We start from the raw sequence: 14,267 nt of genomic DNA, 5'->3' as shown, positions 1-14,267 counted from the left end.
CTTATCTGTCAGTTTTCCGAAGCGACACGAAGTGCGCGAAGACTAGGGGAGAGCTTCATCAGGCGATCTTGAAACGGGCCACCGAGCGGCGCAGTTCTTCGGCCATCTGCGAGAGTTCGCGCACCTGCTGGGCGGTGTTGCGGGTACCTTCTCCGGTCTGCTCGGTCACCGCAAAAATGTGCTGGATGTTGGCCGCCACCACGTTGGCCGAATCGGCCTCGCGGGAGGCGGACTGCGAAATCTGCTCGATGAGGTCTGCAAGCCGGCGCGACACGCGGTCGATCTCGGACAGCGCGGTACCGGCATTGTCGGACAGCTTGGCCCCTTCGACCACACCCTGCGTGGAACGCTCCATGGCGCCCACCGCGTCCTGCGTGTCGGTCTGAATGGCCTTCACCAGCGCCGAGATCTGGCGCGTGGCGTCCGCGGAACGTTCAGCCAGGCGCTGCACTTCTTCCGCCACCACCGAGAAGCCGCGGCCGGCTTCACCGGCCGATGCGGCCTGGATGGCGGCGTTCAGTGCCAGCACGTTCGTCTGTTCGGTAATGTCCGAGATCAGTTCGGTGATTTCACCGATCTCCTGCGACGATTCGCCCAGGCGCTTGATGCGCTTGGAGGTTTCCTGGATCTGGTCGCGGATGGAGTTCATGCCGCCGATGGCGTTCTGCACGGCCTGCAGGCCCGAAGACGCAGCCTGCAGCGACTGGCGCGCCACCGTGGCGGACTCTTGCGCCTGGGAAGACACGCCGTTGATCCGCTCGGCCATGGTCACCACCGACTGGCCGGTTTCGCGAATCTCGCGCAGCTGTTCGGTCGAGGCGGCGAGCAGCTCGGTCGAGGTGCTTTCCACCTGCGACGTGGTCTGCGCCACGCGGGTGGCCGTGTTCTGCACGTTGCCCACCAGCAGGCGCAGTTCTTCCACCGTGTAGTTCACCGAGTCGGCGATGGCGCCGGTGATGTCCTCGGTCACGGTGGCTTCCTGCGTCAGGTCGCCTTCGGCCACCGTCTGCAGTTCGTTCATCAGCCGAAGAATGGCGGCCTGGTTGGCGTTGTTGATGCGGCCGGCCTCGTCGCTGGCCTGTTCGGCCGCGAGACGCTCCCGTTCGGCAACGGCAGCACGTTCGCGGCCTTCGCGCACCTGCACGAAACCGATGGCGCCGGCCAGGGCCAGGGCGGCCAGCGAGAGCACGAACAGCATCACGATGGTTCCGGCACCCAGGCCGGTGCGCGCGGACAGCTTGTCCTGCAGTTCGCCGAGCGATTTGCGCAGCGGTTCGCTGTCGGTCAGGATGGAGGCCTGTGCTTCACGCGCTGCCACCAGGCCCTGCAGGTTGCCCAGGATGGCCGAGGCCTGCGTGCGCATCTGCTCGTAGGTCTTCAGAATGGCTTCGAGCTGCTGGCGGGTCTGCGGGTCTTTCGAGCCGGGGAAGCGCTGCTGCGCATTGCCGTCGAGCAGGCCGCGCGTGGTTTCCTGGAAGGTGTTCAAGTCCTTGCCGAGCAGGAACACGGCGTCGGGGTTCACGCCCTCGACCGTGAAGAATTCGTTGGTCGACTTGCCGATGCGCTGGGTCAGCATCACGAGCTGGCCGGCGGCGGAAATTTCCGGCAGCGTGGCGTTCTGCTGCATCTTCAGCGAAGCGACGGTTTCCGTCATTTCGAGCAGCGCGGAGGACTGCTGGTTGATGTCGCGCAGCGCGGTGCCCACCTGGGTCAGGATCTGGCGCTGGGCCAGCACGGCCTTGGCGCTGGCATCGGCACGGGCGACCAGCGGATTGATCTTGCCCATGTCCTCGTCGTACTGGTTGCCCACGCGCTCCAGGCGCAGGGCGTCGTCGCCGTTGGTCAGGCCCTGCACGCGGCGCGTGAGGTCGTCGGCGCTGTCCTTCACTTCGACGAAGGCAGGGGCGCTGCCCACGAGGGCCTGGGAGATCGACTTTGCAAGCCGCTGCGACTGCATCAGCGACTGGCCGGTGGCGGCCACTTGCTGCGCAAGGCGCTCGGCGCGAAGAATGGCGGAGCCAGCCACCAGCAGCAGCAGCAGCACCACGACCGCCAGCATGATGGCCAGGATGCGCTGCTGGCGCGCCGGGTTCGAACCCGAGCTGCCGGCCGCGGCCTGCGCCGGGGCGCCTTCGGGCGATGCGGCCTCGTTGGCTGCCTCGCTGCCGGCCAGCAGTTCGTCGGCAAATCCGGTGGGCAGCGGATCGGCCGGGGCGCCGCCCTTGCGGGCCAGCCGGACGGTCTTTTGCTCCAGGGCCTGAACCGTGTCGACGTTGTCGAGCGACAGGGAACCGGAGCCGTCGACGCGGGCTTTGTCGTTGCCGCTGTTCGCGGGCAGTAATTTCTTGAACTTGTCGGCGATCGAGCTCACGGTCGGTCCTTCAGGTGGTTGTCTTTGGGCTGTGCGGAAGCACTAGGCGCCAATGCTTAAAAATTCGGGCTGCTGCGAAAGCGCCTGCAGGTTGACTTCCTGCCAGCGCTCGCCCGCCGCATCGGTGTAGAGGTGCCCCAGCCAGGCAGGCGCCTGTGCGCCTGGCGGCTCCGACGCCGTGAAGGCCTCGGCACCCCGCAACCCCGCCAGCCGGTCGACCAGCAATGCGCAGTTCACTTCGAGCAACTCGTTGAAGGCAACGAGCCGCGATTGCATGCGCGCCGCCTCGGTGGCGGCCGCGACGCCGGGCGCACCCGAGGCGAACGTCGACAGGTGCACCACGCCGTAGAGGCCGCCGCGCAGGTTGGCAACGCCCAGGAACCAGGGTCGGGTGTAGGGCACGGGCTGGGGCGGCGTCCACGGGAATATCTCGCCCGCATGGCCAAGTGGAAAGAGGTACCTGCCCTCGCCCGCCTCGACCGCGAGCCACGCGGCGGCAACGCCGGTCGTGCGCGCGGCCTGCAGGCGGCTCGCAAGCCGGGACTGGAAGGCTCGGAGAGCGTCGCGATTCGCCATGGACTCGGCAGGCTCCGGCTCAGGCCAGCGCGCTGATCTTGGACATCAGCTCGGCCGCGTTGACCGGCTTCACGATGTAGTCGCGGGCGCCCTGGCGCATGCCCCAGACGCGATCGGTTTCCTGGTTCTTGCTCGTGCACAGGATGATCGGGATGGCGGCGTACTGCGGATCGCGGGCAATGGCGCGCGTCAGCTGGAAACCGTTCTGGCCGGGCATGACGACGTCCATGAGGATCAGGTCGGGCTGGTCCTCTTCGAGGCGGCGCATGGCGTCTTCGGCATTTTCGGCGGTCTTGACGGCAAAGCCGTTCTTCTGGAGCAGGTCCGTGAGGAACACCAGTTCCGTCTTGGAGTCGTCGACGACGAGGATTTTTCGAATGGGCATTTACTGCACTTCCTGTTGAACGATGCCAAACTGCTGCACGGCCTGCAGCAGCTGGTCTTTGGTGAAAGGTTTGGTCAGGTAGTCTTGCGATCCGACCATGCGGCCGCGGGCCTTGTCGAAGACACCGTCCTTCGACGAAAGCATCACGACCGGAACATTGGAGAAATGAGCGTTGCGCTTGATGATGGCGCAGGTCTGGTAACCATCCAGGCGCGGCATCAGGATGTCGCAGAAAATCAGATGCGGCTTGTGGTCGTTAACCTTGGAGAGCGCGTCGAAGCCGTCTTCCGCAAGAAGAACCTCGTGCCCGCCCTGCTTCAGAAATATTTCGGCGCTGCGCCGGATCGTATTGCTGTCGTCGATGACAAGCACCTTGTAACCTGATCCATTCGGCCCCATTGCACACACTCCTGCTGACGAGACTTGGATGCCCGCCGCGCCGTACATCGGCGCAGATCGCGTAGCCCTATGCCATGCTTTTAGATTTCAACCATTTCGAAGTCTTCCTTGCGCGCACCGCACTCAGGACAGGTCCAGTTCATCGGGACATCGGCCCAGGCCGTGCCTGCCGCGATGCCGTCTTCCGGCACACCAACCGCTTCGTCATAGATCCACCCACAAATCAGGCACATCCAAGTTTTCGTATTCATCGGAGCTTAAAGTCCTTGTTCATTAAATGCAACGAGTGTATCTATGCGTATCTCACTGGCAGGCGGTAAACGTCGCGCCCATGCCACCATCCAAGGGATTTCGCCCGGCGTATGACCATTTACTTACATCCAGCAGACAGCGCCCGCAAACCGGGCAATCTTAACGACCCCCCGCCGGACGCCGAAGAGCTGGCCGAGCGCGACCTGAATCCGCCCTGCGTGCTGGTCTTCAATGCCAGCGATCCGAGCGGTGCGGGCGGCCTGGGCGCCGACGCCCTGGCCATGGCCTCGGTCGGCGCGCACATGCTGCCGGTGGTCACAGGCGCCTACGCCCGCGACACGGCCGAGATATTCGACCACTTCGCCTTCGAGGAAGAGGCCATCGCCGAACAGGCGCGCGCCATCCTCGAGGACGTGGAGGTCCAGCTCATCAAGGTGGGCTTCGTCGGAACGCCCGAGGCCCTGAGCACCATCGCCGAGACCGCCTCCGACTACCCCGAGGTGCCGCTGGTGGCCTACATGCCCAACCTTTCCTGGTGGGACGAGAACCTGATCGAGGGCTATCTCGACGCGTTCCGCGAACTGCTCCTGCCGCAGGCCACAGTGTTGGTAGGAAACCACAGTACGCTGTGGCGCTGGCTGCTTCCCGACTGGAGCGGCGAGCGTCCGCCCGGCGCGCGCGACATCGCCAAGGCCGCTGGCGAGTTCGGCGTGCCCTACACGCTGGTCACCGGCATGGTGCTGCCCGACCAGTTCATCGACAACGTGCTGGCCTCCCCGCAGTCGGTGCTCGCCAGCGAGAAATACGAGCGGCTCGAAGCCGTCTTCGCCGGCGCGGGCGACACCCTGTCGGCCGCGCTGGCCGCCCTGCTCGCGAGCGGCACCGACCTGGTGGCCGCCACCACCGAGGCCCTGGCCTACATGGACCGCTGCCTCGACGCCGGTTTCCGCCCCGGCATGGGCCACGTGCTGCCGGACCGCCTGTTCTGGGCCGAGCCGGAGGACGACGAAGACGACGATGAAGACCCCGACGCGACCCCCGATTTCGCACTGCCCCCTCACGACACCCGACACTGATGCCCACCGCTGATCAAAACGACATTCTTTTCGAGCGCGCCCGCGCCGTCATTCCCGGCGGCGTCAATTCGCCGGTGCGCGCCTTCAAGGCCGTGGGCGGCACGCCGCGCTTCATCCGCCGGGCCGAGGGCGCCTATTTCTGGGACGCCAACGACAAGCGCTACATCGACTACATCGGCTCCTGGGGCCCGATGATCCTGGGCCACGGCCATCCGGCCGTCGTCGAGGCGGTGCAGAAGGCCGTGCTCGAGGGCTTCTCCTACGGCGCGCCCACCGAGCGCGAGATCGAGCTGGCCGAAGCCATCCTCGCGCTGGTCCCGTCGATGGAGATGGTGCGGCTCGTGAGCTCGGGCACCGAGGCCGCCATGAGCGCGCTGCGCCTGGCGCGCGGCGCCACCGGCCGCAAGCACATCATCAAGTTCGAGGGCTGCTACCACGGCCATGCCGACGCGCTGCTGGTGAAGGCCGGCTCCGGCCTCGCCACCTTCGGCCATCCCACCTCGGCCGGCGTGCCGCCCGAGGTCACGCAGCACACGCTGGTGCTCGAGTACAACAACATCGCGCAGCTCGAAGAAGCCTTCGCGCTGCACGGCAACGACATCGCCTGCCTGATGATCGAGGCGATTGCCGGCAACATGAACTTCGTGCGCGCCACGCCCGCCTTCGCCGCCCGCTGCCGCGCGCTGTGCACGCAGCACGGCGCGCTCCTGGTGTTCGACGAAGTGATGACCGGCTTTCGCGTCGGCCTGCACGGCGCGCAGGGCGTGCTGGGCATCACGCCCGACCTCACGGTGCTTGGCAAGGTCATTGGCGGCGGCATGCCGCTGGCGGCCTTCGGCGGTCCGCGCGCCATCATGGAGCAGCTGGCGCCGCTCGGCCCGGTCTACCAGGCTGGCACGCTGTCGGGCAACCCGGTGGCTACGGCCTGCGGCCTGGCCACGCTGAAGGAAATTGCGCGCCCCGGCTTCTACGAGGCGCTGGGCAGGAAGACGCGCTCGCTGGCCGACGGCCTCAAGGCCGCCGCCGCGGCCGAAGGGCTGCCCTTCAACGCCGACAGCGAAGGCGGCATGTTCGGCTTCTTCCTGATGAACGAGCTGCCGCAGAACTACGCCACCGTGATGACCACCGACAACGCGAAGTTCAACGCGCTGTTCCACGGCCTGCTGGACCGCGGCGTGTACATCGCGCCGGCGCTCTACGAGGCCGGTTTCGTGAGCGCTGCCCACAGCGACGACGACATTGCCGCGACCATCGAAGCGGCGCGGCAGGTTTTCAGGACTGTCCGATCCCTCTGATCGCCTGTGGGGGGCGGGAACGGCCCCCTTCCGCTCAGCGGGTGCTGACCTTCACCAGCGCCGTCACGGGCTTGCCGTTCACCAGGATCGGCTTGTGATGGTCATCCGCCAGCAGCACGCCGACCACATGGCTTCCCACCGGCGACGGACACGGACCGAAGCGCGCCTTGATCAGGTCGCCGCCGAAGTCGCTGTTCATGCTGTTGTAGGGCCGGCCCGGCAAGTTGCAGCTGTCGCCCTCGGGGTCGATCTTCATGTGGATGTGGCCGCAGCGCGTGTCGCTGCCGCACTGCCCGGCCGGCAGCAGCTTGAAGTTGCTCTGCACCACGACGCCGACGGAGCGCTCCGCATCGCCGCCGAGCGGGATCACCGCCCCTTCGGGTGGCCAGGCGATCTGCAGGGTTGCCGCGGGCTCCTGGGCCGAGGCTGCACAAACCCACAGAGCAGCGGCAAACAGGAAAGCAGGACGAATGCGCATGAAAGACTCCAATGGGAACGATGGGTGGGAGAAAGCAGGACGATCGCCTCGATGTAATCAATGCATACATCAAGGCAGGCGCAGTCTAGCGCAAAATAAGCATTGATTACATTGAGGGTTCAACTCTTTCTCGCCGCATGACCACTCGCTCATCTCCGCCCGTGCCCGAAATGCGCGGCGCCTATCACCACGGCAATCTGCGCGAAGCCCTGATCCAGGCCGCGGTCGAGTTGATCGAACGCGACGGCCTCGACAAGCTCAGCGTGCGCGAAGCGGCCAAGCGCGCGGGCGTTTCCCCGGGTGCGCCGTTTCGCCACTTCGCCACCAAGACCGCGCTGCTGACGGCGGTGGCCGAGCAGGCCACCCAGCGGCTGCGCGCGCATGTGGAGCAGGCCGTGGCAGCAGTAGCCGACGCGCCCGCGCTGGTGCGCTTCGGCGCCATCGGCCACGCCTATATCGAATGGGCACGCACGAACCCGACGCACTTCCGCGTGATCAGCGAACGCGCGCTGATCGACTACGACAGTTCGCCGAGCCTGCGCAGCGACAACGAGACGATCCGCACCCGGATGCGCGAGCTGTTCGACGAAGCCTTCGCGACTGGAGGCAATGCAGGCGGCGCCGATGCCGCCCATGCGCAGATCGCCGCACGCGCATTGGTCTACGGCCTCGCGCGCATGGCGGTCGACGGGCACTTTCCGGAATGGAGCCTGTCGCGCCAATCGACCGCGAAGACAATGGCCGGCACGCTCGACTTCTTCATGTCGCTGCTCGCGGGCGCGGCACAGGCGAACGAAACGACGGCTCCACCAGCAAAGAAAAAAGCCGGACTGCGCACGCCAGCGAAACGCTAGCGGACAGCCCGGCCCTGGCCGAGGAGCGGCGCGAGGCTCAGTGCCGGAAGTGGCGCACGCCCGAGAGCACCATGACCACGCCGCGCTCGTCGGCGGCATCGATCACTTCCTGGTCGCGCATCGAGCCGCCCGGCTGGATGACGCTGCTCGCGCCGGCATCGACCACCACGTCGAGCCCGTCGCGGAACGGGAAGAAGGCATCGCTTGCCACCGCCGTGCCCTTGAGCGACAGGCCCGCGTGCTCGGCCTTGATGCTTGCGATGCGCGCCGAGTCGAGGCGGCTCATCTGGCCCGCGCCCACGCCCATGGTCATGCCGCCGGCGCAGAACACGATGGCGTTGCTCTTCACATACTTGGCGACCTTCCACGCGAACAGCAGGTCCTGCAGCTGCTCGGGCGTGGGCTGCTTCTTGGTGACCACCTTGAGGTCGCTGGCCGCGAGCTCGTGGTTGTCGGCGGTCTGCATCAACAGGCCCGAACCGACGCGCTTGACGTCCATGAAGTTGCGGCCGTTGTCCCAGTCGGTCTGGCCGCCCGGCGGCAAAGCAATTTCGAGCACGCGCACGTTCTGCTTGACCTTGGTGGCCTGGAACACGGCAAGCGCCTCGGGCGTGTAGCCCGGCGCCATCAGCACTTCGACGAACTGCTTGGCAATGGCCTGCGCGGTCTCGCCATCGACCGGGCGGTTGAAGGCGATGATGCCGCCGAAGGCCGAGGTCGGGTCGGTCTTGAAGGCCTTGGCGTAGGCTTCGGCCGCGTCCTTGCCCACGGCCACGCCGCAGGGGTTGGCGTGCTTGACGATCACGCAGGCGGGCACGTCGAAGCTCTTCACGCATTCCCATGCGGCGTCGGCATCGGCGATGTTGTTGTAGCTCAGTTCCTTGCCCTGCAATTGCTTCGCCGACACGAGCGAGCCGGGCGCCGGATACAGGTCGCGGTAGAACGCGGCCTGCTGGTGCGGGTTCTCGCCGTAGCGCAGGTCCTGCACCTTCACGAAGCGGCCATTGCTCTGCGCCGGGAACATCGAGCGCGTGGGCGAAGGCTGGCCGATGCTGGCGTCGAAGTCGATGGCCGAGAGGTAGTCACTGATGGCGCCGTCGTAGTCGGCGATGCGGTTGAACGCGGCCACCGAGAACGCGAACCTGGTCTTGTCGCTGAGCTTGCCGCCGGCCTGGAGCTCGGCCAGCGCCACGGCGTACTGCGAGGCGTCGGTCAGCACGCCCACGTCCTTCCAGTTCTTGGCCGCGCTGCGCACCATGGCCGGGCCGCCGATGTCGATGTTCTCGATCGCGTCTTCCAGCGTGCAGCCGGCCTTGGCCACGGTGGCTTCGAAGGGATAGAGATTGACCACCAGCAGGTCGATGGTGTCGATGCCGTGTTCCTTGATGGCTGCCACATGCGCCGGCAGGTCGCGCCGCGCGAGCAGGCCGCCGTGGATCTTGGGATGCAGCGTCTTCACGCGGCCGTCGAGCATTTCAGGAAAGCCGGTGTGGTCGGCCACTTCGGTCACGGGCAGCCCGGCATCGGCCAACAGCTTGGCGGTGCCGCCGGTGGACAGCAGCTTGATGCCCAGCGCATGCAAGGCTTGCGCGAATTCGAGGATGCCGGTTTTGTCGGAGACGGAGATGAGTGCGGTCTGGGCCATGGAATATGCCGGGTAGTTATTTCAGAAGTTTGTGTTCGACCAGCTTCTTGCGAAGCGTGTTGCGATTCAGGCCCAGCCATTGCGCAGCCTTCGACTGGTTGCCCTCGGCGCGCGTCATCACGACGTCGAGCAGGGGCTTCTCGACCACGCGCACGAGCATCTCGTACATGCCGTCGGGTTCGGTGCCGCGCAGATCGCGAAAGTAGCTGTCCAGACTGGTGCGCACGCAGTCCTCGATGTGTTTCTTGCTCATGCTTTTTCTTCTCTTCCTCTCAATCGGCGGCGCAGGCCGCCTCCTCTTCACCGGACAGCTCTTCGGCCGCCTGGTATACGGGCATACGGTCCATGCGGTCCGCCAGCCCGTCGAAATAATCGCCGACCGCACTCAGCTGCGCGGCGGAGTCCTCGATGGTGTTCATCCGCGCGCGGAAAGCTTCACCGTCCGGCAACGTGCGCACATACCAGCCGATGTGCTTGCGCGCGGTGCGCACGCCGCTGAACTCGCCGTAGAGCGCGTAGTGCTCCACCAGGTGGTCGAGCAGCAGACGGCGCACTTCGGCGACCAGCGGTGGTGCAAGGTGCGTGCCCGTTGCGAGGAAATGGGAGATCTCGCGGAAGATCCACGGCCGCCCCTGCGCCGCGCGGCCGATCATCACCGCGTCGGCGCCGGTGGCCGCGAGCACGTCGCGCGCCTTCTCGGGCGAGCGGATGTCGCCGTTGGCCACCACCGGCACGCGCACCGCGGCCTTCACGGCGGCAATGGTGTCGTACTCGGCGTTGCCCTTGTAGCCTTGCTCGCGGGTGCGGCCGTGCACGGTGAGCATCTGCACGCCGGCCGATTCGAAATCGCGCGCGAGCTTCACCGCATTGCGGTGCTCCTGGCTCCAGCCGGTGCGCATCTTGAGCGTGACCGGCACGTTGAACGGCTCTGCCGCATCGACCACGGCCTGCACGATTTCAAGCGCCAGCGGCTCGTCGCGCATCAGCGCCGAGCCGGCCCACTTGTTGCAGACCTTCTTGGCCGGGCAGCCCATGTTGATGTCGATGATCTGCGCGCCGCGCTCGATGTTGTAGACCGCGGCCTCGGCCATCATGGCCGCATCGGTGCCGGCAATCTGCACCGCAATGGGACCCGGCTCGCCATCGTGGTTGGCGCGGCGCGAGGTCTTGAGCGTGTTCCAGAGTTCCTTCTGCGACGTGACCATCTCGCTGACTGCATAGCCCGCGCCGAGTTCGCGGCACAGCATGCGGAACGGCCGGTCCGTCACGCCGGCCATGGGCGCAACGAACAAGCGGTTTTCCAGCGTGTGGGTGCCGATCTGCAAGGTCATGAAGGAGGAAGCGTCGCGAGTTCGGCTGCTGAAAAATGAGGCACGATTGTAGCCACGCGCGATGCCGGCGGCTGAAACGATTTGCGCGCGCGGTACCGCGGCGACACCCCCGCCATGCACGGCGCTTTCTCCGACCTGCCGCAGAAGGCCCGCTGCCTATACTGCGTCGACTCATTTCACCCTATGCAAGCCTGGCTCGACGCACTTCTGGCGCTACTCGCGCTTCCGCAATACGGACTCTCCACGCTGTTCATCGCGGCCTTCGTCTCGGCCACGCTGCTGCCGGTGGGCTCGGAGCCCATTCTTTTCGGGCTGCTCAAGCTCAACCCCGACATGTTCTGGCCGGCCATCCTGGTGGCCACGGTGGGCAACACGCTGGGCGGCGCGGTCGACTGGTGGATGGGCTACGGCGCGCACAAGGTGGCCGACAAATACTCGCACTCGAAACATCATGTGCGCGTATTGGGCTGGCTGGAGCGGCTCGGGCCCAAGGCCTGCCTGTTGAGCTGGCTGCCGATCGTGGGCGATCCGCTCTGCGCAGTGGCGGGCTGGCTCAAGCTGCCCTTCTGGCCATGCCTTGGGTACATGGCGATTGGAAAATTCCTGCGCTATGTCAGCATGACGGTCGCGCTGCTCTACGTGTTCCCGTCCTGAGACGAACGCTTCAGCTCAACAGGCCGTAGGGGCCGCCGCGTTCGAGCGCGCGCTGGTAGGCCGGGCGCGCGTGGATGCGCTCCAGGTACGCCATGAGCCTGGGCCGCTTCGCGTCGAGCCCGCCGCGTGCCTGCGCGGCCTCCACCGGAAAACTCATCTGGATGTCGGCACCCGTGAATTCACTGCCGGCGAACCACTCGCTCTTGCCAAGCTCGGCTTCCATGAAGTTCAGGTGGTTCTCGATGTTGGGCATGACGATGGCCGCCTTGGCCTTGCCGGAGATCATCTTCGCGATCGGCTTCACGAAGAACGGCATCTTGCTGCTCTCGATCCTGTCGAACACCAGCTTGAGCAGCAGCGGCGACATGGCCGAGCCTTCCGCGAAATGCAGCCAGTAGCGATAGCGCACCGCCTCCGGCGTGCCCGCCGCGGGCGCCAGCCGGCCGCTGCCATGGCGCTCGATCAGCGTTTCGATCACGGCACCCGATTCCGCCAGCGCCAGGCCGTCGTCCGTGGTCACCACCGGCGACTTGCCGAGCGGATGCACGGCCCGCAGCGAAGCGGGCGCCAGCATCGTCCGGGGATCGCGCTGGTAGTGGACGATCTCGTAGGGCAGACCGAGTTCTTCAAGCAGCCAAAGCACGCGCTGCGAGCGCGAGTTGTTGAGGTGGTGGACGGTGAGCATGCGGCGGCTTTACGAACTGAACAGGAAGTTCATCACGTCGCCGTCCTTGACCACGTATTCCTTGCCTTCCGAACGCATCTTGCCCGCGTCCTTCGCGCCCTGCTCGCCCTTGTAGGCGATGTAGTCCTCGAACGAGATGGTCTGGGCGCGGATGTAGCCCTTCTCGAAGTCGCCGTGGATCACGCCGGCGGCCTGGGGGCCGGTGTCGCCGATGTGGATGGTCCAGGCGCGCACTTCCTTCACGCCGGCGGTGAAGTAGGTTTGCAAACCCAGCAGCGTGTAGGCCGCGCGGATCAGGCGGTTCAGGCCCGGCTCGTCCTGGCCGATTTCGGCGAGGAACATCTTCTTGTCCTCGTCGTCCATCTCGGCGAGTTCGGCTTCGATCTTGGCGCAGATGGCGACCACGGGGGCGCCCTGCTTGGCCGCATATTCGCGCAGGCGGTCGAGGTAGGGGTTGTTCTCGAAACCGTCTTCGGCCACGTTGCCGACGAACATCGCGGGCTTGGCGGTGATCAGCGTGAACGACTTGACCAGCGGCTGCTCTTCCTTGGTGAACTCCAACGCGCGCACCGGCGTGTTCTCGTTCAGCGCGGCCTGGCAGCGCTCGAGCAGGCCGACCAGCTTCTGCGCTTCCTTGTCGCCCGAGCGCGCCACCTTGGTGTGGCGGTGCAGCGCCTTCTCGACCGTGGCGAGGTCGGCCAGGCAGAGTTCGGTCTGGATCACCTCGATGTCGGAGATCGGATCGACCTTGCCGGCCACGTGGATCACGTTGTCGTCGTCGAAGCAGCGCACCACGTTCACGGTGGCGTCGGTTTCGCGGATATGCGCGAGAAACTTGTTGCCCAGGCCCTCGCCCGTACTGGCGCCAGCCACCAGGCCGGCAATGTCGACGAACTCGACGATGGCGGGCACCACGCGCTCGGGCTTGACGATCCCGCTCAATGCGCCAAGCCGCGGATCGGGCACTTCCACCACGCCCACGTTGGGCTCGATGGTGCAGAACGGATAGTTTTCCGCCGCGATGCCGGCCTTGGTCAACGCATTGAAAAGTGTGGATTTACCGACGTTGGGCAGGCCGACGATGCCGCATTGCAAACTCATGGGGGGTCCTCTTGGGTAACCGGCGATTTTAAAGGACGCGCTTGCGGGACGTGGTTCGTCCCGAAATGCAGTACGCACTTCGTGGCGGCTCGGGATCAGGGTTAAACCGGATTAGCAAACGTTTGCGCAAACGTTTTCGTTCGGTAATATCGGTGCCCCCGGCCAGAGACCGGCGCACCGCTCAACCACCTCAGGAGACAACAGCCATGAAGTTCACCCGCCGTACGCTGCAAAGCGCAGCCGCCCTGGCGCTGCTGGGCACCCTCGCCGCCTCGCCCGCCCTCGCGCAGGACAAGCCCAAGGTCGCGCTGGTCATGAAGTCGCTCGCCAACGAATTCTTCCGCACCATGGAAGACGGCGCCAAGGCGCACCAGAAGGCGCATGCCGCGCAGTACACGCTGGTGGCCAACGGCATCAAGGACGAGACCGACACGGCCGCCCAGATCAAGATGGTCGAACAGATGATGGCGCAGAAGATCAATGCGCTGGTCATCGCGCCGGCCGATTCGAAGGCGCTGGTGCCGGTGGTCAAGGCGGCCATCGACCGCGGCATCCTGGTGGTCAACATCGACAACCAGTTCGACGCCGCCGCGCTCAAGGAAAAGGGCATCCCCGTGCCCTTCGTCGGCCCAGACAACCGCGCCGGCGCCAAGCTGGTCGGCGACGAGCTCGCCAAGAGCCTGAAGCCCGGCGACAAGGTCGGCATCATCGAAGGCGTCTCGACCACCTTCAATGCGCAGCAGCGCACCCTCGGCTACCAGGACGCCATGAAGGCCGCCGGCGTGACGGTGGTGGGCGTGCAGTCGGGCCAGTGGGAAATCGACAAGGGCAACACGGTGGCCGCCGGCATGATGCGCGAGCACCCCGACCTGAAGGCGCTGCTCGCGGGCAACGACAGCATGGCGCTGGGCGCCGTGGCGGCCGTCAAGGCCGCGGGCAAGACCGGCAAGGTGCTGGTGGTGGGCTACGACAACATCGGCGCCATCAAGCCGATGCTGGCCGACGGCCGCGTGCTCGCCACGGCCGACCAGTTCGCCGCGAAGCAGGCGGTGTTCGGCATCGAGACCGCGCTCAAGGCGCTGGCCGAGAAGAAGCCGCAGTCATCGATGCCCGCCGAAGTGAAGACCGACGTGGTGCTGGTCACCAAGTCATCGGCAAAGTAAGA

General features: G+C 66.0%; 16 protein-coding genes. 5 read left to right on the top strand and 11 right to left on the bottom strand.

What is annotated here, in order from left to right:
- Positions 1-58: 58 nt before the first annotated feature.
- From QFZ47_RS16630 to QFZ47_RS16610, 5 genes are all read right to left on the bottom strand, one after another.
- Entirely contained in the window at positions 59-2,371 is a 2,313-nt protein-coding gene (locus QFZ47_RS16630; protein WP_307656667.1) for a methyl-accepting chemotaxis protein, read from the bottom strand.
- A gap of 42 nt (positions 2,372-2,413) precedes the next feature.
- Positions 2,414-2,947 (bottom strand): chemotaxis protein CheW, encoded by a 534-nt coding sequence (locus QFZ47_RS16625; protein ID WP_307656666.1) that lies wholly within the window; start codon positions 2,945-2,947, stop codon positions 2,414-2,416.
- A 19-nt stretch (positions 2,948-2,966) separates the two neighbouring features.
- The gene (locus QFZ47_RS16620; RefSeq protein WP_307656665.1) at positions 2,967-3,332 is read right to left on the bottom strand and encodes a response regulator; all 366 of its coding nucleotides are present in this window, start codon (positions 3,330-3,332) and stop codon (positions 2,967-2,969) included.
- A complete protein-coding gene (locus QFZ47_RS16615; RefSeq protein ID WP_021012487.1) occupies positions 3,333-3,731 on the bottom strand; it encodes a response regulator in 399 nt (132 codons plus the stop codon). It abuts the gene before it with no gap.
- An 80-nt stretch (positions 3,732-3,811) separates the two neighbouring features.
- Positions 3,812-3,982, bottom strand: coding sequence for a rubredoxin (locus tag QFZ47_RS16610; protein ID WP_007838397.1), 171 nt, complete (start codon positions 3,980-3,982; stop codon positions 3,812-3,814).
- Between the two features lie 111 nt (positions 3,983-4,093).
- Here QFZ47_RS16610 and thiD point away from each other — a divergent pair, with 111 nt between their 5' ends.
- Both thiD and hemL read left to right on the top strand, forming a co-directional pair.
- Positions 4,094-5,059: a bifunctional hydroxymethylpyrimidine kinase/phosphomethylpyrimidine kinase gene (gene thiD / locus QFZ47_RS16605; protein WP_307656664.1), complete on the top strand. Its 966-nt coding sequence runs from the start codon at positions 4,094-4,096 to the stop codon at positions 5,057-5,059.
- The gene (gene hemL / locus QFZ47_RS16600) at positions 5,059-6,354 is read left to right on the top strand and encodes a glutamate-1-semialdehyde 2,1-aminomutase (RefSeq protein WP_307656663.1); all 1,296 of its coding nucleotides are present in this window, start codon (positions 5,059-5,061) and stop codon (positions 6,352-6,354) included. The genes thiD and hemL overlap by 1 nt, the downstream gene beginning before the upstream one ends.
- Positions 6,355-6,388: 34 nt before the next feature.
- On the opposite strand, the gene QFZ47_RS16595 is transcribed toward hemL, so the two are convergent.
- Positions 6,389-6,832: a hypothetical protein gene (locus QFZ47_RS16595; protein WP_307656662.1), complete on the bottom strand. Its 444-nt coding sequence runs from the start codon at positions 6,830-6,832 to the stop codon at positions 6,389-6,391.
- Between the two features lie 137 nt (positions 6,833-6,969).
- Between QFZ47_RS16595 and QFZ47_RS16590 the strand changes: the two genes are divergently transcribed.
- Entirely contained in the window at positions 6,970-7,686 is a 717-nt protein-coding gene (locus tag QFZ47_RS16590; protein ID WP_307656661.1) for a TetR/AcrR family transcriptional regulator, read from the top strand.
- Positions 7,687-7,723: 37 nt separating this feature from the next.
- On the opposite strand, the gene purH is transcribed toward QFZ47_RS16590, so the two are convergent.
- Genes purH through dusB form a run of 3 tightly spaced genes read right to left on the bottom strand, consistent with a single transcriptional unit; the run spans position 7,724 to position 10,662 of the window.
- Positions 7,724-9,331, bottom strand: coding sequence for a bifunctional phosphoribosylaminoimidazolecarboxamide formyltransferase/IMP cyclohydrolase (gene purH, locus QFZ47_RS16585; protein ID WP_307656660.1), 1,608 nt, complete (start codon positions 9,329-9,331; stop codon positions 7,724-7,726).
- Between the two features lie 16 nt (positions 9,332-9,347).
- Entirely contained in the window at positions 9,348-9,584 is a 237-nt protein-coding gene (locus QFZ47_RS16580) for a Fis family transcriptional regulator (protein ID WP_007838304.1), read from the bottom strand.
- 19 nt (positions 9,585-9,603) lie between these two features.
- Complete coding sequence (gene dusB, locus QFZ47_RS16575) at positions 9,604-10,662, bottom strand: tRNA dihydrouridine synthase DusB (protein WP_307656659.1); 1,059 nt, start codon at positions 10,660-10,662, stop codon at positions 9,604-9,606.
- Positions 10,663-10,845: 183 nt separating this feature from the next.
- Here dusB and QFZ47_RS16570 point away from each other — a divergent pair, with 183 nt between their 5' ends.
- Positions 10,846-11,316, top strand: a complete 471-nt coding sequence (locus tag QFZ47_RS16570) for a YqaA family protein (RefSeq protein WP_307656658.1) — start codon at positions 10,846-10,848, stop codon at positions 11,314-11,316.
- A 10-nt stretch (positions 11,317-11,326) separates the two neighbouring features.
- Here the strand turns inward: QFZ47_RS16570 and QFZ47_RS16565 are convergent, their stop codons facing one another.
- Complete coding sequence (locus QFZ47_RS16565; protein WP_307656657.1) at positions 11,327-12,001, bottom strand: glutathione S-transferase; 675 nt, start codon at positions 11,999-12,001, stop codon at positions 11,327-11,329.
- Between the two features lie 9 nt (positions 12,002-12,010).
- Positions 12,011-13,102 (bottom strand): redox-regulated ATPase YchF, encoded by a 1,092-nt coding sequence (ychF, locus tag QFZ47_RS16560; RefSeq protein WP_307656656.1) that lies wholly within the window; start codon positions 13,100-13,102, stop codon positions 12,011-12,013.
- 206 nt (positions 13,103-13,308) lie between these two features.
- Here ychF and QFZ47_RS16555 point away from each other — a divergent pair, with 206 nt between their 5' ends.
- A complete protein-coding gene (locus tag QFZ47_RS16555) occupies positions 13,309-14,265 on the top strand; it encodes a sugar ABC transporter substrate-binding protein (protein ID WP_307656655.1) in 957 nt (318 codons plus the stop codon).
- Positions 14,266-14,267: the final 2 nt, after the last annotated feature.

It is taken from the genome of Variovorax paradoxus (genome assembly GCF_030815975.1).
Lineage (GTDB): Bacteria > Pseudomonadota > Gammaproteobacteria > Burkholderiales > Burkholderiaceae_C > Variovorax > Variovorax paradoxus_N.
Note: the sequence above shows the minus strand (reverse complement) of the source record. Positions and strands in the feature narration are given on the sequence as shown.